This is a genomic window from Paraburkholderia sp. BR10954, from assembly GCF_040965775.1.
Lineage (GTDB): Bacteria > Pseudomonadota > Gammaproteobacteria > Burkholderiales > Burkholderiaceae > Paraburkholderia > Paraburkholderia youngii.
The window spans coordinates 77,957-97,259 of record NZ_JBFRCK010000020.1 but is presented as its reverse complement, the minus strand read 5'-3'; the positions used below and the strand labels follow the sequence as shown (position 1 = coordinate 97,259).

At 62.5% G+C, this 19,303-nt stretch carries 20 protein-coding genes and 1 pseudogene; 5 read left to right on the top strand and 16 right to left on the bottom strand.

Annotated features, from left to right (window positions below):
* Positions 1–20 precede the first annotated feature (20 nt).
* The 3 genes from AB4Y34_RS25190 to AB4Y34_RS25180 form a co-directional block, all read right to left on the bottom strand.
* Positions 21–791 carry an enoyl-CoA hydratase/isomerase family protein gene (locus tag AB4Y34_RS25190; RefSeq protein WP_368717556.1) on the bottom strand — a complete coding sequence of 257 codons (771 nt, stop codon included), beginning with the start codon at positions 789–791 and terminating at the stop codon, positions 21–23.
* Entirely contained in the window at positions 788–2,389 is a 1,602-nt protein-coding gene (locus AB4Y34_RS25185) for a GMC family oxidoreductase (RefSeq protein WP_368717555.1), read from the bottom strand. Before AB4Y34_RS25185 ends, AB4Y34_RS25190 begins: the two co-directional genes overlap by 4 nt.
* Before the next feature lie 114 nt (positions 2,390–2,503).
* On the bottom strand, positions 2,504–3,748 hold the full coding sequence (locus AB4Y34_RS25180; RefSeq protein WP_176378603.1) for a cytochrome P450: 1,245 nt from the start codon (positions 3,746–3,748) through the stop codon (positions 2,504–2,506).
* Between the two features lie 164 nt (positions 3,749–3,912).
* Here AB4Y34_RS25180 and AB4Y34_RS25175 point away from each other — a divergent pair.
* The 5 genes and pseudogenes from AB4Y34_RS25175 to AB4Y34_RS25155 form a co-directional block, all read left to right on the top strand.
* A pseudogene (locus AB4Y34_RS25175) lies at positions 3,913–4,080 on the top strand (TetR/AcrR family transcriptional regulator); the annotation flags it as partial.
* A 3-nt stretch (positions 4,081–4,083) separates the two neighbouring features.
* Positions 4,084–4,641 carry a TetR/AcrR family transcriptional regulator gene (locus AB4Y34_RS25170; protein ID WP_368717598.1) on the top strand — a complete coding sequence of 186 codons (558 nt, stop codon included), beginning with the start codon at positions 4,084–4,086 and terminating at the stop codon, positions 4,639–4,641.
* Positions 4,642–4,739: 98 nt separating this feature from the next.
* A complete protein-coding gene (locus AB4Y34_RS25165; RefSeq protein WP_368717554.1) occupies positions 4,740–6,002 on the top strand; it encodes an NAD(P)/FAD-dependent oxidoreductase in 1,263 nt (420 codons plus the stop codon).
* Positions 6,003–6,023: 21 nt separating this feature from the next.
* The gene (locus AB4Y34_RS25160; RefSeq protein WP_018436097.1) at positions 6,024–6,344 is read left to right on the top strand and encodes a 2Fe-2S iron-sulfur cluster-binding protein; all 321 of its coding nucleotides are present in this window, start codon (positions 6,024–6,026) and stop codon (positions 6,342–6,344) included.
* 11 nt (positions 6,345–6,355) lie between these two features.
* Positions 6,356–7,126, top strand: a complete 771-nt coding sequence (locus AB4Y34_RS25155) for an SDR family oxidoreductase (RefSeq protein ID WP_176378354.1) — start codon at positions 6,356–6,358, stop codon at positions 7,124–7,126.
* A 28-nt stretch (positions 7,127–7,154) separates the two neighbouring features.
* Here AB4Y34_RS25155 and AB4Y34_RS25150 read toward each other — a convergent pair whose 3' ends face one another.
* The 13 genes from AB4Y34_RS25150 to AB4Y34_RS25090 form a co-directional block, all read right to left on the bottom strand.
* The gene (locus AB4Y34_RS25150) at positions 7,155–7,733 is read right to left on the bottom strand and encodes a nuclear transport factor 2 family protein (RefSeq protein WP_176378355.1); all 579 of its coding nucleotides are present in this window, start codon (positions 7,731–7,733) and stop codon (positions 7,155–7,157) included.
* A complete protein-coding gene (locus AB4Y34_RS25145) occupies positions 7,730–8,563 on the bottom strand; it encodes an SDR family oxidoreductase (RefSeq protein ID WP_176378356.1) in 834 nt (277 codons plus the stop codon). The genes AB4Y34_RS25150 and AB4Y34_RS25145 overlap by 4 nt, the downstream gene beginning before the upstream one ends.
* 25 nt (positions 8,564–8,588) lie before the next feature.
* Positions 8,589–9,374 carry an SDR family NAD(P)-dependent oxidoreductase gene (locus AB4Y34_RS25140; protein WP_368717553.1) on the bottom strand — a complete coding sequence of 262 codons (786 nt, stop codon included), beginning with the start codon at positions 9,372–9,374 and terminating at the stop codon, positions 8,589–8,591.
* Positions 9,375–9,385: 11 nt separating this feature from the next.
* Positions 9,386–10,204: an SDR family NAD(P)-dependent oxidoreductase gene (locus tag AB4Y34_RS25135; RefSeq protein ID WP_176378358.1), complete on the bottom strand. Its 819-nt coding sequence runs from the start codon at positions 10,202–10,204 to the stop codon at positions 9,386–9,388.
* A 255-nt stretch (positions 10,205–10,459) separates the two neighbouring features.
* A complete protein-coding gene (locus AB4Y34_RS25130) occupies positions 10,460–11,581 on the bottom strand; it encodes an acyl-CoA dehydrogenase family protein (RefSeq protein WP_368717552.1) in 1,122 nt (373 codons plus the stop codon).
* 2 nt (positions 11,582–11,583) lie between these two features.
* A complete protein-coding gene (locus tag AB4Y34_RS25125; protein ID WP_176378360.1) occupies positions 11,584–12,786 on the bottom strand; it encodes an acyl-CoA dehydrogenase family protein in 1,203 nt (400 codons plus the stop codon).
* Between the two features lie 73 nt (positions 12,787–12,859).
* Entirely contained in the window at positions 12,860–13,639 is a 780-nt protein-coding gene (locus tag AB4Y34_RS25120) for an enoyl-CoA hydratase/isomerase family protein (RefSeq protein ID WP_176378361.1), read from the bottom strand.
* 48 nt (positions 13,640–13,687) lie between these two features.
* Entirely contained in the window at positions 13,688–14,581 is an 894-nt protein-coding gene (locus AB4Y34_RS25115) for a crotonase/enoyl-CoA hydratase family protein (protein ID WP_176378362.1), read from the bottom strand.
* A gap of 32 nt (positions 14,582–14,613) precedes the next feature.
* Positions 14,614–16,146, bottom strand: coding sequence for a class I adenylate-forming enzyme family protein (locus tag AB4Y34_RS25110; protein ID WP_176378363.1), 1,533 nt, complete (start codon positions 16,144–16,146; stop codon positions 14,614–14,616).
* Positions 16,147–16,179: 33 nt separating this feature from the next.
* Positions 16,180–16,995 (bottom strand): 2-oxo acid dehydrogenase subunit E2, encoded by an 816-nt coding sequence (locus AB4Y34_RS25105; RefSeq protein ID WP_368717597.1) that lies wholly within the window; start codon positions 16,993–16,995, stop codon positions 16,180–16,182.
* A 52-nt stretch (positions 16,996–17,047) separates the two neighbouring features.
* Entirely contained in the window at positions 17,048–17,278 is a 231-nt protein-coding gene (locus AB4Y34_RS25100) for a biotin/lipoyl-containing protein (RefSeq protein ID WP_152851317.1), read from the bottom strand.
* A gap of 44 nt (positions 17,279–17,322) precedes the next feature.
* The gene (locus tag AB4Y34_RS25095) at positions 17,323–18,315 is read right to left on the bottom strand and encodes an alpha-ketoacid dehydrogenase subunit beta (RefSeq protein ID WP_176122696.1); all 993 of its coding nucleotides are present in this window, start codon (positions 18,313–18,315) and stop codon (positions 17,323–17,325) included.
* Positions 18,312–19,298 carry a thiamine pyrophosphate-dependent dehydrogenase E1 component subunit alpha gene (locus AB4Y34_RS25090; protein ID WP_368717551.1) on the bottom strand — a complete coding sequence of 329 codons (987 nt, stop codon included), beginning with the start codon at positions 19,296–19,298 and terminating at the stop codon, positions 18,312–18,314. The genes AB4Y34_RS25095 and AB4Y34_RS25090 overlap by 4 nt, the downstream gene beginning before the upstream one ends.
* Positions 19,299–19,303 lie beyond the last annotated feature (5 nt).

Genomic DNA, 19,303 nt, shown 5'->3' with positions numbered 1-19,303 from the left:
GAACATGTCGCGTTGACGGGCTACGTTCTGCCAGACTGCGCGGCAATACCGGCAAGCCCTTCGAGCGCCAGCCCATAGCCCAGTTCGGCGACCATGCGACGCTTGAACGGCTGCGTAAAGACCGCGCGCGTGTATCGCAACGTTTCGACCGGCTTCGCCGCGATTTCGCGCGCGATTTGCCAGGCGCGTTCGAGCAGCGTGTCGGGCGCGACGACTTCGCCGACTACACCAAGCTCCCACGCGCGTTGCGCACTGATGCGCTCGCCGGTGAGCAGAAAGTGGCGGGCGCGGTTGTGGCCGATCAGCATCGGCCAGACGATCTGCACGCCGTCCGCGGGCACGACGCCGTGAATGAAGTGCGCCTGATCCGAGATTTCTGCGTGGCTGGAGGCGAGCACGATGTCGGACAGCGCCAGCAGCTCGGCATGAATATGCGCAGGCCCGTTGATCGCGCCGATAACCGGAACCGGAATGTCCAGCAGTTGCATCAGCAAGTCTTGCCCCTCGCGTTGCAAGCGCGGCCAGACTTGCGAAAGCGGCTCCGCCGGCAACTCGGCGTAATTCATCGCGTCGCAGAACGAATCGCCGGTGCCGGTCAGGATGACCACGCGATTGTCGAGGTCGCGTGCGATCTGATAGAACGCCTCGCCTAGCTGGCCGTGAATGCTGCGATCGAGTGCGCCCCACTTCAGCGGGCCGCCATCCGTATGCAGGCGGACTTGCAAAACACCGTCGCGTCGCTCGAATTCGATATTCGAAAAGCGTCCGCGATAGTCTTCGAGGCGACTCATCGCGCATCCTCCAGGATCAGCCCGGCGGCGCGCCATGCCATCGCCATCATCGGGCCATTGGTGTTGCCGGAAATCATCGTGGGTGTGACGGACAGATCCATCACCCGCAGGCCTTCGACACCGCGCACGCGCAGCCGCGAATCGAGCACGGCAAGCGGGTCCGCGCCCATCTTGCAAGTACCGCATGCGTGAAAACCGGATTGGCCGTCGCGCCGGTACAGGTCAAGAATTTCGTCGTCGGTCTGGACAGCGAGGCCGGGGCGTGTCTCCCCCACCAGCAGGCTCCTGAGCGGTTCAGCGGCCAGTACGTTGCGCATCAGCCGAAACGCGTTGACGGCCGTCTGCTGGTCGTACGGATCGGCAAGATAGTTCGCGACGACTTCAGGCCGCACGCGCGGGTCCGACGACTGGAGCCTGATGTGCCCCTCGCTGCGTGGACGCAGTGGATAGCTGAAGAGCTGCATGCCCGGGAACGACTCGAACGCGTAACCCGCCGCGCCGAAATCCATCGAGTACGGCGCCATCATCAATTGAACGTCGGGACGCTTCGCATCGGGCGCGGTCTTGACGAAACCGCCCACCTGATACGAGCCGAGCGACATCACGCCGCGGCGGAACAGAAAATACTGCATCGCGTTACGCCATAGCCGCATGCCGCTGAACTGCCGGTTCTGCGAATCGCGCCAATGCTGCAGACGCGCCTGCACCATATACAGATAGTGCTCGCGCATGTTCCGTCCGACACCCGGATTCGCCGCCACGACAGGAATGCCGAGCGACTGCAAATGGACTGGATCGCCAATGCCCGAAAGCTGCAAAAGCCGCGGCGACTCGATCGCGCCCGCCGACAGCACGACCTCGCGGCGCGCACGGTAAGCGATCTGCTGCCCCGCGCTTTCGCACTGGACACCGACGGCGCGCGTGCCGTCGAACACGATTCGCGCGGCTTGCGTGCCGGTAACGACGGTCAGATTCTTGCGCGTCCTCGCAGGCTTCAGAAAGGCTTCGGCCGAGCTTTGCCGGCGACCGTTGCGGATCGTATAGATCAGATAGGCCACGCCCTCATGATCGAGCCGGTTGATGTCTTCAACGCGCCTCACGCCGAGCGACCGGCACGCTTCGAGCACGGCGTCGCCGATACGATTGCGCTGCGCGTACTGCGACACTTTCAGCGGTCCACCCTCGCCTCGTAGCTCATCGGCGCCGAGCGCGTGATCCTCGATGCGCCGGAAGCACGGCGCCAGATTCTGCCAGCTCCATCCCTCGACACCCAGCTCGGCCCATCCGTCGTAGTCCTCGGGATGACCCCGCATATACACCATGCCGTTGATGCTGCTGGAACCACCGAGCATCTTGCCGCGCAGCCAGATCTCGTTGCGATGCCCGTTCCCGTCATCGGGCTGCACCGGAATGAACCAGGCATGAGCTGGATCGCCCAGCAGCTTTCCGAAGCCTTTAGGCATTCGGATCAACGGATTGCGATCTTCCGGACCTGCCTCGATCAGCAGCACTGAATGGCGCCCGCTTTCCGAAAGACGATTGGCCAGCACGCAACCTGCGGCACCGGCGCCAATCACTATAAAGTCAAACTCGATCATCTATGCGTTCTCCACCGTCCTGCGTGCGGACCAGCGCTACCTCGTTAGCTGGCCCGTCACACATGCCTTGTCGGCCAGCCTCGTCCACGACACGCGAGGCTGGCGCTGTTCTGGTTAGCCGAAGACGACGGGAATCGAATGCGGAACGCGCATCATGATTCCATTGATCTGTGGAGCTGCCGCGGCCGGATCGAGGCGAAGATTGGGCAGGCGATCGAGAATCGCGTTGAGCGCGCGCGTCATTTCCACGCGCGCAAGGTGCTGGCCGATGCATACGTGCGGGCCATACGCGAATGCGAAGTGCCGGTGCGCAGGCTTTCGATAGATGTCGAACTTGTCCGGATCGGGGAAGCGGCTGGGGTCGCGATTGGCGCTTCCCGCCAACACGTCGAGAAATGCGCCCGCCGGAATCTCCACACCGCCGAGCGTGACGTCACGCGAGGCCATCCGCGATTGCATCAACACGGGGCCATCCCAGCGCAGAGCCTCCTCGATCGCCTGCGCGACCAGCGTGCGATCCTCGCGCACCGCTTCGAGCTGCGCGGGATCGCGCAACAGCGCGAGCAGGAGCACGCTGGTTGCGCGATACGTGGTGTCACCGCCCGCATTCACCAATTGGCGCAGGAACGAAATGACGACCTCGTCCGGCAGCAACTCGCCATCGACTTCCGCGATGGCCAGCGAACTGACGAGATCGTCGCCCGGATTGCGGCGGCGCTCCTCGACGAGTCGAGCGAAATACGCGCCCAGCTTCGTCGACGCCTCCACACCGTGTGCCACATCGATCGAAACCAGCGTCTGCGCGATCGCCAGCTTGTGGAAGATCTTGACGTCTTCCGGCGGCAATGCCAGTTGGCGGTAGATGATATTGAACGGATAGTGAAGCGTGAACTCGTTGACGAGATCCGCATGTCCGCGATCCATGAACTTCGACATCAGTTCGTTCACGACCGGATCGACCAGCGTATCGCCCCATGCTGCCACCGTGTGCGGCAAAAAGGCCTTCTGGAAGATGCGGCGGTAACGCGGGTGCTCGGGCGCGTCCATCGTCGAGATGCTGCGTCCGAAGCTGATGCCGATATTGCGCTCGTAAGACTTGTTCGAGAACGTGACCGGATCTCCGAGCACCTGCGCTACCTCGTCGTATCCGAATACGCAGTAATGCGCAACATCGGACATCGTGAGATCCGCTGCCGCGCCCATCAGCACACGGTAGTCGCCCTTCTGAACCGAGCCTTTCTCGCGGAGCTCGGCAATCCGCGGATACGGGTTGGGATCGGCGCCAAAAGCGAGCGAATCCTCGAAAAAGGGGTTGAACTTGGGATCGTCGAAGTCCTCGAGTTGCAGCGCGCCCGCCATGGTTTCTGTCTCCATTAATCGTTCATTTAAAGGCACCTCTGCCTTGCCGAGGCGTGCCGATAGTTGAACTATGTTCTATTTTGCACGAATGTGCAAGATCGATTTATCATTCGCTGAAAGGGGTCGCGCACTGTCCGAGTCGCACCCGCCATGAAAGGGAAACCATGCCGTCCAAAACGACTCACGCCGCGAGCAGCCCGGCGACTGCCATCAATGAGCCGCGCGCCACGGCGCGCAGTACGACGCCAGAGCGCATTCTCGATACGGCCGAGCGGCTGTTCGCGATGCACGGCTACTTCGGCACGTCGATTCGCGACATCATGCAGAGCTGTGGCATGGAGCTGAGCCTCGCGCGCTACCACTTCGGCAGCAAAGATGCGCTGTTTCAACAGGCGATCGGCCGTCGGGCGGCCGTGATCAGCCGGCAGGTCATCGAATCGCTCGAGGCCGGACTCGCGCCGCTGCGAGGCAAGCGTCCCGATGTCGAGACGATCGTGACCGCACTTTCCGCACCGGCTTTCGCGCATCTGACGAGCGGCGATCCGGGGTGGCGAAACTACCTGCGCCTGCTGACCCAGATTGGCTGCCTTCTGGAGCGCCCCGACCTCACGGCGCCGTTTTATGACCAATACGCGCCCGCGGCCGCGCGCTATCGTGACGCCTTCGCCAACGCGCTTCCTCATGCCACGCGGGAGACCGTCGAACTGGTGCAGCATTTCGTCGAGTCCGTGTTTCATCTCGTGCTCAACGAGCTTTACGCGCAGGAAGCGCGATCCCGAACACGGGCACTCACGACGGCGCATATCGAGCGCATGCGCACCTACCTGATCCGTTTCGCGGTTGGCGGCATCGAGGGGATGGTCAGCTCCACGGCGGCTCAGCGGGGTTCATGAGCATTGACAGCAGCAACGACGGTCGTTCACAATTTAGAACACTATTCGCAGCTTCTGGCCGCAGCGAACTTGTGGCCGTATGAGATGGAGTTGGCTTCATGACAGCTGGAGACGCAGAGAACACCGCACTGATCGTCGGGGCGGGTCACGCAGCGGGAGAATGCGCGACCGCGATTCGCGAACAGGGATGGACGGGGCGCATCGTGATGGTTGGAGAGGAATCCCACTTGCCGTACCAACGGCCGCCGCTCTCCAAGGCATTTCTGTCGGGCGAATCGACCGCCGAGCAGCTCTACCTGAAACCGCTGTCGACGTACGACAAAGCGCGTGTCGAGTTCATTCCGAATGTGCGCGCGCAACGCATCGACCGTGACGCGAAACGGGTCACGCTCTCCAACGGCAGCGAAATCGGCTATACGAAACTCGTTCTGGCTACCGGCGGGCGCGCGCGGCGCCTGGCGTTGCCCGGTATCGAAACGATCGAGAAGCTGCAGAACTTTCACTACCTTCGCACGCTCGATCACGTCGCGCGCATTCGAAACCAGTTTCATGCCGGCTCGCGCCTCGTGATCATCGGCGGCGGATATGTCGGACTGGAGGTGGCCGCCGTAGCCGTGAAGCGCGGCTTGCACGTCACCGTGCTCGAAGCATTGCCACGCGTCCTCGCGCGCGTCACGGCGCCCGAGCTTTCCGCGTTCTACGAGAAAGTGCACCGCGAGGCCGGCGTCGACATCCGCACGAACGCGATCGTCGGTAAGTTCGAACTCGACGCGTCGGGCGACGCGGTCGCGGCCGTGTGCTGCGCGGACGGCACGCGCGTCGCCGCGGATCTCGTCATCGTCGGCGTGGGACTGGAGCCCGCCACCGAACTTGCAGAAGCAGCCGGGCTGGCCGTCGACAACGGCATCCTGGTCGACGAATACACCCGCACGTCCGATCCGGATATTTTCGCGGTCGGGGATTGCACCAACCACCCCAACCCTTCGCTCGGCCGGCGCCTGCGTCTGGAGTCGGTGCCCAACGCGCTGGAGCAGGCCCGCACCGCGGCCGCCTCGTTGTGTGGCAAGGAGCGCGTCTACAACAGCGTGCCGTGGTTCTGGTCCGATCAATACGATCTGAAGCTCAAGATGGTCGGCCTGTCCCATGGCTACGACGATTTTGTCCTGCGCGGCAATCCCGATACCCGCTCGTTCTCAGCGTTTTATCTGAAAGACGGCGTCATGCTCGCAGCCGATACGGTCAGTCGCGTGCCCGAATTCGTGCTGGCCAAGCGATTCGTTGCCGAGAAGATTCCAGTCCGCGCGGCCGATCTCGCCGACGAATCGATCCCGTTGAAGAGTCTGCTTCCCCAGTCCAACTAATTTTTCAGAGGTTCAGAAGCCATGCCGCTCATTCGATTCATTCAGCCGGATGGCAGCGAAGCCGCCGTGAGCGCCACCGTTGGCGATTCCGTGATGCAGACGGCCGTCAACAACCAGATCCCCGGCATTCTCGGCGACTGTGGCGGCAGCTGCAGCTGCGCAACCTGCCATGCGTACGTCGACGAGGCCTGGAGCAGCCACATGCCAGCGGCCGAGTCCTATGAAGTCGACATGCTCACCTGTGCGATGGACGTGCGCGAAAACAGCCGTCTGACATGCCAGATCTTCGTGACGCCGGAGCTGGACGGATTGGTCGTCCATCTGCCCGGCGTGGCTGCGTAAGCGTGACGGACATGAAGGTTCCACGCACGACGCTGATCACCGGCGCCGCATCGGGCATGGGCGCGGCGCTGAGCCGGCATTTGACCGCGCTCGGCGAACGGGTGATCGGCGTCGATCTCCACGACGCGGAAGTTTGCGCGGACCTCACTGTCCCGGCGCAGCGCGCAGCGCTGGTCGCGCGCGTACAGCAGATCACACCGTCGATCGATGCGGTGGTCGCCTGCGCCGGCGTGTCGCCGCCGGTGCCCGGCGACACGCTGGTGGCGGTGAATTACTTCGGCGTTACTGATCTGTTGCCACGCCTGTTGCCGCTGCTGCATCGCGCAAGGGAGCCACGCGCCGTGGTGATCTCATCGCTCGCATCGCTTCATCCGGTCGATGCACGCCTCGTCGAGTTATGCCTCGACGGCAACGAGGCAGCGGCACGCGAGCAAGCTGGAACGATCGGCACACAAAGCTATGCGTCATCCAAGCGCGCGCTGACCCAGTGGATACGGCGCACGGCGGTGCTGCCCGGCTGGGCTGACAAGGGCGTGTTGCTCAATGGTGTCGCGCCGGGCGTCGTGAAGACGCCGATGGTCGCGCCGCTGCTGGAAACTGCCGAAGGTCGCGAGGCGCTTGCCGCCGGCGTGCCCACCGTCGTGCCCAATTACGCCACCGCCGAGCAGATCGTGCCGCTCCTCGCATTCCTTGCGAGTCCAGCCAATGGCTACATGGTGGGTCAAGTCCCCTTCGCCGACGGCGGTGCCGACGTGCTCTTGCGTGGAGAAGCCGCGCTGTAACGCGCAAGAGCCGCGGACACTGCCGTGCTTACGGCGCCTTCGTCAAAGCGTCGATGGCGTGCTGTTCGCTCGCGCTCCAGAAGGTCGCCCAGGTAGGAAAACTCTGTGGAAGGCGCGGCTGATACCGGTCGCCTTCATACTTGCCGGGCCAGTTCTGGAAGCGCGGCGCACCGGGGCGCTCGAGCCAATCCGTCGAATACCAGTGCTGTTCGTCGCGACGCTCGAAGTACCATTGCCCATCGCGCCGCACGTAGTGGTCGAAGTAGCAGATGGCCATCACCACCCACGCACCGTTGTCCTCATGCTCCGCGCGACAATAGACGCTTCCCGTTGCATGGTCGGCGTCGATGAAATCGACTGTGTGGCCGCAGATCTGGTGAATGCTGCGGTAAAAGCCGCGCAAAATATGCTCGGACCCATAGAAGGTCTTCAGCGCCGCGCGCCCCACGCCCCATCGGCCACAGTTGACGTCTTCGGCGAACAGTTGCACCAGACTGTCCAGATCGCGCGAATCGACCGCAAGCGCGTATCGCACCGGCAACTGTTGTATAGCAAGCTGCGCCTCGATGCGCTCGATACGCGCATGAAGACCGGAATCCGTCGTCATGCCGCCCCCTTCGCAACGTTAGTCGTCGCCGCCGAGCGCGCACGGATTTCGTCCGCGTAGTAAGGCTGGTGCGAAAGAAGCCCGCCATCGACGTTAAACACCTGGCCGGTGACGAACGCCGCTTCATCCGAAGCGAGATACACCACCGCATGCGCAATGTCTTCGGGCTGCCCGAGCCGCGGCGTCAGATGGTGGCTCAACATCATCTCCCCGAGCACGCCCGCGTAGTACGCCTGGGTCACCGGCGTGACGATCAGGCCGGGAGCAATCGCGTTGCAGCGTATTCCCTCCTTACCGTGCTGCGCGGCGATGTAGCGCGTCAGGTTCTCGATACCGGCCTTGCAGACACCATATGCGCTATACCCCAGAGCACCCGCCTGAGCCGAACCCGACGAGGTATTGATGATCGAACCGCCACCACGTGCCCGCATCAGCGGCAGTGCACGCCGGGAAGCCAGCATGGTGCCGCGAAGATTGATGCGCATCGTGTCGTCCCAGACAGCGACGTCGACTGTCTCGACCGCCGCATCGACGGTACTGGAAAGCGACGTGGCCGCGGCGTTGTTGTGCAGGATATCGAGGCCGCCCCAAGTCTTGAGCGTCAACTCGAACATCGCGTCGATCGAACCTTCGTCGCCAATATCGACACGCGCCGCGACTGCGTGGCCGCCCGACTCCTCGATGCGACGAACCTGCTCCTGTGCGCCTTCGAGATTGAGGTCCGCCACGACGAGCAGCGCGCCCTCATCCGCGAGTCTCGCAGCACAGGCCGCGCCGATGCCCGACGCGGCTCCGGTCACAATGGCTATCTTGTCCTTGACACGTTGCATCCTCATTCTCCTCGGTAAGTGATCGTTATTGAGTGGCCAGTGAAAGCTTGCCGGGATTGAGGACCGGGCCCGCTGTGTGCTGACCACCATCACCGTAGATCACGGCGCCATTGACAAAATTGCATGCCTCGGAGGCCAGGAAAAGCACTGTCGCGCCGATATCCTCCACCGTATCGCCGAGGCGACACAGAGGTAACTGCGCAACCATCAGGTCGAGGAGTTTTGAACGTCGCTGATGAAAGACCCTGAATTCTGGAGTATCAGCAAGAGGTAGCAGCAGGTTGGTGGCAATTTGATCCTTGCCCCAATCCACGGCGGCCGTACGAGTCAGTCCGACCAGCCCCCACGCTGCCGCGTTGTAGGCAGCGATTCCGTCATTGACGTTTTCGCCGTAACGGTGGCCCACATTGATGATGCGTCCGCCGCCCGCGGCACGCATGTGTGGCAGCGCGGCCTGCATGGCTGCTGCGGCCGCATGAACGCGCCCGAGTGACGTCTCGAACTCCGTCGGCGGTTGCTCTTCCAGCGAGCCGATATGCGGCTGAGGCAAAACGTTGTTGACCAGTATGTCCAGGCCGCCGAGCTGGTCGACGACATGCTCGATCGCTCCACGCACTGCATCCCATGCAACGCCTGACGAAATTGCTCGTCCACCGGCACGACAAATGTCCCGCGCGACAGCCTCGGCCCCGGCGATATCAGCATCGATCAACGCAACGGCGACTCCCTCGCGCCCGAGGCGCAGAGCGATGCCACGACCGATCGCGTCGATGCCAAAAACGATTGCGCGCTTCTTGTCGAACTGGCTCATCTTGTCCGCCTTCACTGAAACACGGTGCCCACGGAATGCAATTGAGGTAATCCCAGAAGATTGGCGCCGCCATCTATGAAGAGGGATTGGCCAGTGATGAAGCGGCCGTGCTCGGACACAAGTCCCAGAACCGCTGCACCAATGTCTTCCTCGGCACGACCATGACGGCGCATCGGATTGAGACGGGCGACCGCTTCGGCCTTCTTTGCATCGCCGCGATAGAAGGCTGCGTAAGACGGACTCCAGCCGGACGGCAGAACTGCGTTGACCGTGATGTTGTCGCGCCCCCATTCATTCGCAAGGGTTCGCGTGAGACCGCGGATTGCTTCCTTTGCGGCGTTGTAGGCAAGACCGTATTTGCTGCCGTAGACGGCATTGATCGACCCAAAATTGACGATCCGGCCGCCTCCTGCTTTGCGAAACCATGGCAGTGCCGCCTGACTGGCCCACAACGATCCGTAGAGGCCGGAACGAAGCGCCACTTCGAGGTTGGCGTCGTTGGCCGAGGATTCGACCTCTACCAGGTCCGGTACGACCTGCGCATTGTTGACGAGAATGTCCAGCCGCCCGAAATGGCTGGCGCCGTCTTGCACCAGAGATTGGACCTGAGATTTGTCGGTCACGTCGGCCGGAATGAATAGTGCTTCTGCGCCGATGGCGAAAAGAGATTCAACGACTTTCATTCCCTTTTCCGCCGAGCGGCCGTTTACGACTATCTTCGCGCCAGCATGCGCAAGTCGTAGCGCAATTCCCTCGCCCAAACCTTGGGTCGAACCGGTGACGATGGCGACCTTTCCATCGAGTTGTTTCGCGAAAGTGCTCATCGTCATGAAGCCCCGGAAGCCGCAGACGATGCGGGATTCACGCCGACGGTCCGGATCTCGGCGGCATCCGCTTGCGCCCTTTCCGCACTTGCGCCGGCGCCGGTCGTGTCGCCACCATAGTCGTTCACGACGATCCGTGCGCCGCGAAGCGCAAGCTCAGTCGCAATCGCGCAGCCAATTGCACCGGCAGCACCAGTCACTATGGCGGCTTGTCCATCGAACGATAGCTGCGACATAACGGCGACTCGAACGGCGACTCGATCAGCCGGCCGCTACGCGGTCGAGATGAAAGTCGATATCGCCAAACATCTTCTCCATCATCGTCATCTTGCGGAAGTAGTGCCCCACCGGATATTCCTCGGTGAGCCCCATGCCACCGTGCAACTGGATGCCCTGCGCGCAAACGAAGCGATTGGCGCGCGCGGCAACGGCCTTGGCCGCCGAGATCACGCGGCTGCGTTCGGCCGCCGGGCTGTTCAGGTGGGCGATCCCGCAGTACAGCATCGAGCGTGCCTCCTGGGTGGCGACGAACATCTCCGCCATGCGGTGCTGCAACGCCTGGAACTTGCCGATAGGTTGGCCGAACTGCGAGCGTCCCTTGATGTACTCCGAGGTGATCGCCATCACCGCTTCCATCATGCCGAGGCTCTCAGCCACGCTCGCGAGAATCGCGAGTTCCGTTGCTTGTGTGAGCACCTCCAGCGCGCGTTCCGGGCCGACGATCAGCGCATCCTCACCGAGCTCGACGTTGTGCAGGTCGATATCCGCGGCACGCGATCCATCGAGCAAGCGGTACGAACGGTACGTCACGCCCGCAGCGCGTCGATCGACGAGAAAAACGCCCACGCCCTGCGATGCACCTTCGACTCGCGCGGTCACGAGAAACTGATCTGCGGACGCGCCTGCGATCACCAGCGTCTTCGCCCCGCTGATCAGATAACCCGAGGCTGTCTTGAGCGCGTGCGTTCGTGCGTGGCATCCCACTTTGTACCGGCTGCCCGCTTCGCTATCCGCGAGCGAAAGCAGCAGCTTTCCCTCGATGACGGCGGGAAGCAGCGTCTCGCGCTGAGCCGGCGCATCGCCTCGTTCGATGATCGTCGCGCAAAGCAGCGCCGTCTGTACGACCGGCTCGAGCGCCATGCCGCGGCCCAGCGCCTCCATCAGGATCGCCGTCTCGACGAACGAGCAACCGAGACCGCCGACGTCTTCCGGCATGGTCAGACCGAGCCAGCCAAGCTCCGCATAGGAGCGCCAATGATCGCGGCTGAAGCCCTCGTGTCCCGCCGCGATGCGCGTGCGCGCCTCGAATCCATACTCCTGCTGAACATAGCGCTCAGCGCCATCCTTCAGCATCAATTGTTCTTCGGAGAAGTTGAAGTCCATGGCTACAGTCCAAATGCCAGCTTGGCGATGATGTTCTTCTGCACTTCGCGCGCGCCGCCATAGATGGTGGATGCGCGAGCGATCAGATAGCCCGACGTGCGGCCACCCATGTAGTCCGGCCAGTTTTCGTCGACTACCGGATCACCATCTGGCTCGCTGTGGTCGTAGAAACGTATCGCGCGAGGACCGAGTGCGTCCATTTGCAGCTGCGTCACACGCTGTTGCATCTCCGAGCCGCTGATCTTCAGCGCGGAGACGACAGCGTCGAGATTGCGCTCGCTCTTCTCTTCAGCGAGGATGCGCAGCACGGACCATTCGAGCGCCATCAGGTCCGCTTCGACCTCCGCGACCTTGCGCGCGAACCCGGGCGTATCGATCAGGCGCACGCCGTCCACCGTCTCCTGTCCGGCGATGTCTTTCGCGCGTTGCAGCTCACGTTTGTTGAAGTACAGGAACGCGCTCGCCGTGCGCTCCTTTTCGAGCAGATACTTCGCATAGGTCCAGCCCATGCCAGCCTCGCCCACGAGATGCGCCTTCGGCACGCGCACGTTCTCGAGGAACACTTCATTCAGCCCCTTGCCGCCCTCGATCGAGACGATCGGACGCACCGTGATGCCCGGTGTGTCCATTCTGACCAGCAGGAAGGAGATACCGCGTTGCGGCTTCACGGTCGTATCGGTCTTGACGAGGAAGAAGCCCCAATCGGCAATCGTCGCGTCGCTGGTCCAGATCTTCTGGCCGTTGATGACGTACTCGTCACCGTCGAGCACGGCCGTGGTCTTCAGTCCGGCCAGATCCGAGCCCGCGTTCGGTTCCGAGAAGCCTTGGCACCAGAACTCGTCGCCACGCAGGATAGGCCCGAGAAAACGCTCCTTCTGCCAGTCCGAGCCAAACGCGATGATGACGGGCGCCACCATCTGCGTGGACTGCCAACCGTAGTCCATCGCATCGGCGTTGTACAGCTCTTCCATGAAGATGTGCTTGCGCAACGCGCTCCAGTCAGTGCCGCCATGTTCGGCCGGCCAATGGGGCGCGCCCCAGCCGCGCTCGTACAAAATGCGTTGCCATCTGCGGATATCATCGCGCGCGGGCGGATGCACGCCATCACGCCAGCGGCGCGAGATGTCGGCCGGTGCATGCTCGTTGAAAAACTTCCTGACTTCCTGACGAAATGATTCGTCTTCCTCGCTGTAGCCGAAATGCATGCCTGACTCCTGAATCTCTTTCGCCTTTGTCTGCTCTGCCGCGCCGCTGTGCCGCGCTCGTGCGGGGTTCCGCCTAGCGGCCCCTGAACGCGGGTGCGCGCTTTTCTCTGGCCGCGAGCCGTCCTTCCGCCGCATCCTCCGAGTTCACCGCAAGCGCCACCGCGTTGAGTTCCTGAGCAAGAAACTCTTCCATGCTGCCCGTGTTCAACCTGAACAACTGCTTGGTCAGCCCGAGCGAAAAAGTCGGGCCGGCCGCAAGCTCGCCAGCCAGCTTTTCGGCAGCCGCATCTAGGTCGCCGTCTTCGACGAGATGACTCGCCAGACCCATATCGAGCGCTTCCTTGCCGCTCAGCCGGCGATTCAGATACATGATTTCCTTCGCGCGAAACTCGCCGCAATGACGGGCGAGCAGATGCACCATGCCACCTTCAGGCAAGGTGGCGCGCATCAGGAATGCGGGAATGAACTGCGCAGTGTCGGAAACGACGAGCTGGTCCGCGCACAACGAAAAGCTCCATGCAATTCCCACCGCCACACCCCGTACCGCCGCGACCATCGGCTTGTTGAGGTTGTACAACCGCAGCGCGATCTTCTGATACACCGCCATCGATGCACGCGCGTGCGCCACGCTCATCTGCGGCGGCGCGGCGCCGCTGCCCTTGATGTCGGCGCCGGCGCAAAAAGCGCGGCCTGCGCCGGTGAGGATCACCGCGCGAATCTCGGGGTCCTGTTCGATGCGATCGAGGTGGCCGAGAATCAGCTGGAGCATCTCCGGCGTCAGCGCGTTGAGCTTCTCGGGGCGGTTCAGACACAGCGTCGCAACCGCGCCGTTCAATGTGAGTTCAACATCCATGATGTTCGGATCTTCGTTTGGGTTGGAGTGGTCGCTTCGAACGACGGGTCAACTGCCGCGAGCGTGCAGCCGGATCATCCCGTCGCCGAATGGCTCGTCGCGGCGCTTGAGCGCCTCCTTGAGGCCAACCGCTTCCATGTCTGCCTTGAATTGCGCGCGCCGCGGCCCCTGGCTCTGGTGAGCGCGGGCGTCGTTCTCGACCGCAATGCGTTGAAGCGTGCGCGAGCCGGCCAACTCCAGGCCGAGGTTGACGATGCGCTTATTCGCAGCCAACAGATCGGCATCGACGAACGACAGACGGCGCGCCAGCTCGTTCACCTCCGCGTCGAGCTGTTCTGCCGGCACCGCATCCATGACCAGCCCAATCTTCGCGGCGTCGCGGCCCGTCAGCGAGTCGCCAGATAGCAGCAGACGTTTCGCCCACTGCGGGCCCACGTGATAGAACCACATATGCGCAGGCGGCGAGCCGTTCGCACGCGTGGCGGGAAAACCGATCCTCGCATCGTCGGCGGCGATCACCATGTCGCACGCGAGCGCCAGGTCCGTGCCGCCCGCAAGACAGTTGCCATGCACCTGCGCGATGATCGGCTTGTGGATTTCGGCCATCAGATTGACCGTCTCCGACTGCCGCTCCATCGACCAGCAGTCGTCGTCGAAGCTGCGAATCGTGCCGCGATAGTCACCCGGATCAACGGCGTCCGCGGCACGGTCCGAATACGTCGTCACGAGATCGTAGCCCGCGCAGAAATCGCGGCCGGCGCCCGACAGCACGATCACGTTCACCGCTTTGAGGTCGTCGGCTTCGAGCAACGCCGCTTTGAGTTCCTGCAGTAGCGGATTGTTGATGGCGTTGCGCTTGTCCGGACGATTCAGCGTGATACGCGCAACCCGTTCCGCTACTTCAAACTTCACGCATTCCGAACTCTTCAGCCACTTGGCCATGGTCGATTCTCTCCAAATGAGGCGATTGCCGTTCACTGGGCAAACTGCTGGCGCAAGCTCACCTTGCTGATCTTGCCAGTCGGCAGTCTCGGCAGCTCGTCGACGAAGGCGATGGCCTTCGGACATTTGTAGCTCGCGATCAGGCCGCGGCAGAACTCGATCAGCTCAGCTTCGCCCGCTTGCTCACCCCGCCGCAACACGACGATCGCCTTCACGCACTCTCCCCACTTCTCGTGCGGCACGCCGATCACCGCCACGTCGATGACCGCCGGATGCTGCCCGAGCGCATCTTCGACTTCACGGCTATAAATGTTTTCGCCGCCGGAAATGATCATGTCCTTCTTGCGGTCGACGAGGAAGATATAGCCGTCCTTGTCCTGGTAGCCCATGTCGCCCGAGCGGTACCAGCCGTCGCGCAGTGCTTCCACCGTCGCCACGCTGTTGTTCCAGTAGCCGCTCAACTGCGTCTGCGAGCGCAGCCAGACCTCGCCGGTCTGACCTTGCGGCAGATCGTTGCCGTGATCGTCGACGATGCGCAGATCGATGCCCGGACACGCACGCCCCACCGATGCGAGGCGCCGTACCTGTTCCGGCGACCCTTGAGGCTTCACCTCGTGCGCAGGCAGCCAGCAGGCATTGCTCTCGGTCATGCCGTACTGCACCGAAAACACGGGGCCGAGCACCTGAATGCCACGCACAAGCAGTGGCGGCGGCACCGGTGCAGCCGCAGTGACGATGTTTTCGATGCTCGACACGTCATAGCTCGACAGCTCCGGCACGTCGAGGACCGCCTGGAGCATCGCGGCAACCATGAACGTGAAGGTGATGCGTTCTTGCGCGATCGTCTCGAGCATTTGCTTCGGATCGAAGGCGCGATGGATGACCGTCGTGCCGCCGATCCATGCGACCGCATTAACGAAGCCGATCCCGCCGACATGAAACGCCGGCGTCGTCTGCAACACACGCGTCTTGCCAGAAAACTCCGTCACGAGCGCGCAGCTTTCCGCGGTGACGCACATCGCATGGTGAGTGCGCACGACACCCTTGGGACGCCCTGTGGTGCCGCTCGTGTACATCAGATACGCGTAATCCTCGGGATTCGAGCGGATCGGAGGTCCTTCCACTGGGCCGGCTTCCATCACCGCCTCGAATGAAACGGCCCAATCAGGCGCGTCGCCGATGCAGATGTACTGCTCGATTCCGGGCAGTTGCGAACGCAGTCCGTCCACGACCTCGGCATACTGAGCCTCGAAGACGAGCGCTTTGGGCGCCGCATCCTTCAGAATGTAGAGAATCTCCGCGGGCGCCAGCCGGAAATTGACGGTCGCGAGAATAAAACCGGCCCACTCGCATGCACGGTAGGTCTCGTAGTACTCCGCGCAGTTCATTGCGAGGATCGCAATCCGATCCTGACGTCGCAGGCCGCGCTGATACAGCGCGCCCGAAAAGCGTCTTGCACGCTCCGCCAACTGAGCGTGCGTCAGACGCCGTTCCGCATACACGAGCGCCGTGTGGTCGGCATGCAAGCGAGCGTTTCGCTCGATCATCTCGCCAAGGGTTCTCATCTCAATCCCGTCGTTGTTGTGTCAGATCGTCTGTTAACCTGCGAGCGTCTGCGGATCGGCCAGCACGGTGCCGATGAATGCAGCGAAGCGCGCCGCGTCGGCTCCGTTGATCACGCGGTGATCGTAGCTGAGCGACAAGGGCAGCATCTTGCGCCAGCTGACGCCGCCGTCATCCGCCGGCGCGGCCGCCAGCCGGGTTTTAGTCACACCGAGAATCGCCACTTCAGGCGCATTGACGATAGGCGTAAAGCCAGTCCCGCCGTAGCCGCCCAGCGAGCTGATCGAGAAGCAGCCCCCCGACATCTCTGCCATCGATAGTCCCTTTTCGCGGGCCTTCTGCGAAATTGCTGCAAGTTCCACCGAGAGTTCTTCGACACTCTTCCTGTCGCAATCGCGCAGCACCGGCACGAGCAATCCAAAGCGCGTGTCCACGGCGACCCCGATGTGGAAGTACTTCTTTAGAACGATGTTTTTGCCGTCACCGTCGAGCGACGCGTTGAATTGCGGGAACTCCTGCAAAGCCCGCACCACGGCTTTGATCAGGAAGATGAGCGGCGTCAGCTTGACCGCCGGATTCGCGTCGTTGCGCGCCTTGCGATAGCTTTCGAGCGACGTAATATCGGCATCGTCATGGTGGGTCACATGCGGAATCGTCAGCCAGTTGCGCGATAGGAAGGCTCCTGTGAGCTTCTGAATGCGCGACACTGGCTTGACCTCTACCTCGCCGAATTCGGCGAAATCGACCTGCGGCCAAGGCGGCAAATGCGCACCAAGTGCTGGGGCTGCGGCCTCGCCCGAACCAGTATTCACGTTGGACTGCGCTCGGGTAGCTACGGATTCGACACTCATCGCGGATGCCTTTTCAAACGACTCTTGAATAGCGTGACCGGCCTGCGGCCAATCAGACGATTTCCGCCAGCACCGTGCCGACGGGATACACTTCGCCAACCTGGGCAACGATGCGCAGCGTGCCCGACGCCGGCGACTCGACCTCCTGAACCGATTTGTCGCTCTCGAGCGCGTAGAGAATCTGCCCTTCGCTCACGGTCGCGCCGTCTTCCGCCAGCCATTCGGCCAGCGTGCCTTCATTCATGGAAAAGCCCAGTTTGGGCAGCAGAACTTGTGTGGTCATGAGCTTGCTCTATTGATGATGGAAATTCCGGGAGCGCGTGCTTGTCATTTCAGCGTCGCGCGAACCGCCGCTTCGATGTCTGCCACGCCCGGCGCGAACGCGTCTTCGAGCGGCTTGGAGAACGGCACGGGGCAGAATTGCGCGCCTACGCGCTGCACCGGCGCCTTGAGTTCGCGAAAGAGGGCCTCGTAGATGCGAGATGCGATTTCAGCACCCACGCCGAACGGCTTGACGGCCTCGTGCACCACGACGGCGCGCCCTGTCTTGGCAACCGAAGTCAGGATGGTTTCGGTATCCAGAGGCGAGACCGTGCGCAAATCGATCACTTCGCAGGCGATCCCATCCTTGGCGAGCGCCTCCGCGGCGACCATGACCTCTTGCACGCGGCGGCTGTAACTGATCAACGTGACGTCCGTGCCTGCGCGCACGACGTTGGCCTTGCCAAGCGGAATCGCTACGCCGCGCTCCGGCGCATTGCCCGGGTTCCAGTAGGTCGGCATGTTCTCGATGAACAGACACGGGTCGTCATCGCGGATGCAGGACAGCATCAGGCCATACGCATCGGCAGGATTCGAAGGCGCGACCACCTTGATGCCGGCGACGTGCGCGAACCACGCTTCAAGATAGTCCGCGTGCTGACCACCCGTGCCGAAGCCGGCACCGGTCATCGTGCGGATCACGATCGGCACATTGGTCTGCCCACCCGACATGAAGCGCAGTTTCGCCGCGTGATTCACGATCATGTCCATCGCGACGGTCGTGAAGTTCATCAGCATGATTTCCGCCACCGGGCGCATGCCGACCATCGAAGCGCCGATCGCAGCGCCGATGATGGCCTGCTCCGAGATCGGCGTCGAACGCACGCGCGACGTGCCGTATTTCGACGACAGTCCCTTCGTTACGCCGACAATGCCGCCTTCCTGACCGTCGGCAACGTCTTCACCCAGCACGATCACGTTGACGTCGGCGGCCATTGCATCGTCGAGCGCGAAGTTGACGGCCTGGATAGTGTTGATGTTGGTTGGCATCTGGCTCATGCAAGCACCTCGTCCTTGAAGATGTCGCGACGAAGCTCAGCGACATCGGGATATTCGCTCGACAACGCGAATTCGACCGCAGCGTCGATCTGCGCCTCGTGCCCGGCTTCCATCGCGGCCAGTTGCTCTTCGCTCGCATGCTTTGCATCGATGAGCCACTGGCGGAACAGCGGCACGGGGTCCTTGGCGACCCAGGCCGCCTTTTCGTGCTTGTCCATGTATGCGTCCGGATCGCCAAATACATGGCCCTGAAAGCGGAACGTGTTCGCTTCGATGAGCGTCGGGCCGCCACCGTCGCGCGCACGCTCGACCGCCTCGCGCGCCGCCTTGTGCATCGCGATCGGATCGTTGCCGTTCACCGTCACGCCGGGCATCTGGTACGCAACCGCGCGTTGCGCGATATTGGACACGGACGTGCCGTAAGCGTATTTGGTGTGCTCGGCGTAGCCGTTGTTCTGGCAGACGAAAATCACCGGCAGTTTCCAGACCGATGCCATGTTCAGCGACTCGTGGAACGCGCCGATGTTGGATGCGCCATCGCCGAAGTAAGCGACTGCCACGCGCCGTTCACCGCGAATCTGCGAGGCAAGCGCCAGGCCATTCGCAATTGGCATCGAACTGCCGACGATGCCGGTCGTGACCATCACGCCGGAAGCGGGATGGGTAACGTGCATCGGACCGCCCTTGCCCTTGCAGGTCCCGGTCACTCGTCCACCGAGTTCGGCCCAGAGTTCCTTGAGCGGCACACCTTTGGCGATCATGTCGTGAACGCCGCGGTAGATCGTGCAGATGTAGTCGTCATCGGTGAGACACACCGACGTCGCCGACGGAATCACTTCCTGCCCGCGCGGCGAGTAGTACGGCATCACCAGCTTGCCGGCCTTGATCACGGCGCGAAAGCGCTCATCGTTCTGCTTGATGAGTGTCATGCGCCTGTAGATGTCGACCAGGACTTCGCTGGTGGGCGGCTGATAGGCATTCATTCGTC

Bases quoted from the DNA above. Each gene is read 5' to 3' on its own strand.
- AB4Y34_RS25190 (WP_368717556.1), bottom strand. From the start codon at position 791: ATGAGTCGCCTCGAAGACTATCGCGGACGCTTTTCGAATATCGAATTC.
- AB4Y34_RS25185 (WP_368717555.1), bottom strand. From the start codon at position 2,389: ATGATCGAGTTTGACTTTATAGTGATTGGCGCCGGTGCCGCAGGTTGC.
- AB4Y34_RS25180 (WP_176378603.1), bottom strand. From the start codon at position 3,748: ATGGCGGGCGCGCTGCAACTCGAGGACTTCGACGATCCCAAGTTCAAC.
- AB4Y34_RS25170 (WP_368717598.1), top strand. From the start codon at position 4,084: ATGGAGCTGAGCCTCGCGCGCTACCACTTCGGCAGCAAAGATGCGCTG.
- AB4Y34_RS25165 (WP_368717554.1), top strand. From the start codon at position 4,740: ATGACAGCTGGAGACGCAGAGAACACCGCACTGATCGTCGGGGCGGGT.
- AB4Y34_RS25160 (WP_018436097.1), top strand. From the start codon at position 6,024: ATGCCGCTCATTCGATTCATTCAGCCGGATGGCAGCGAAGCCGCCGTG.
- AB4Y34_RS25155 (WP_176378354.1), top strand. From the start codon at position 6,356: ATGAAGGTTCCACGCACGACGCTGATCACCGGCGCCGCATCGGGCATG.
- AB4Y34_RS25150 (WP_176378355.1), bottom strand. From the start codon at position 7,733: ATGACGACGGATTCCGGTCTTCATGCGCGTATCGAGCGCATCGAGGCG.
- AB4Y34_RS25145 (WP_176378356.1), bottom strand. From the start codon at position 8,563: ATGCAACGTGTCAAGGACAAGATAGCCATTGTGACCGGAGCCGCGTCG.
- AB4Y34_RS25140 (WP_368717553.1), bottom strand. From the start codon at position 9,374: ATGAGCCAGTTCGACAAGAAGCGCGCAATCGTTTTTGGCATCGACGCG.
- AB4Y34_RS25135 (WP_176378358.1), bottom strand. From the start codon at position 10,204: ATGACGATGAGCACTTTCGCGAAACAACTCGATGGAAAGGTCGCCATC.
- AB4Y34_RS25130 (WP_368717552.1), bottom strand. From the start codon at position 11,581: ATGGACTTCAACTTCTCCGAAGAACAATTGATGCTGAAGGATGGCGCT.
- AB4Y34_RS25125 (WP_176378360.1), bottom strand. From the start codon at position 12,786: ATGCATTTCGGCTACAGCGAGGAAGACGAATCATTTCGTCAGGAAGTC.
- AB4Y34_RS25120 (WP_176378361.1), bottom strand. From the start codon at position 13,639: ATGGATGTTGAACTCACATTGAACGGCGCGGTTGCGACGCTGTGTCTG.
- AB4Y34_RS25115 (WP_176378362.1), bottom strand. From the start codon at position 14,581: ATGGCCAAGTGGCTGAAGAGTTCGGAATGCGTGAAGTTTGAAGTAGCG.
- AB4Y34_RS25110 (WP_176378363.1), bottom strand. From the start codon at position 16,146: ATGAGAACCCTTGGCGAGATGATCGAGCGAAACGCTCGCTTGCATGCC.
- AB4Y34_RS25105 (WP_368717597.1), bottom strand. From the start codon at position 16,995: ATGAGTGTCGAATCCGTAGCTACCCGAGCGCAGTCCAACGTGAATACT.
- AB4Y34_RS25100 (WP_152851317.1), bottom strand. From the start codon at position 17,278: ATGACCACACAAGTTCTGCTGCCCAAACTGGGCTTTTCCATGAATGAA.
- AB4Y34_RS25095 (WP_176122696.1), bottom strand. From the start codon at position 18,315: ATGAGCCAGATGCCAACCAACATCAACACTATCCAGGCCGTCAACTTC.
- AB4Y34_RS25090 (WP_368717551.1), bottom strand. From the start codon at position 19,298: ATGAATGCCTATCAGCCGCCCACCAGCGAAGTCCTGGTCGACATCTAC.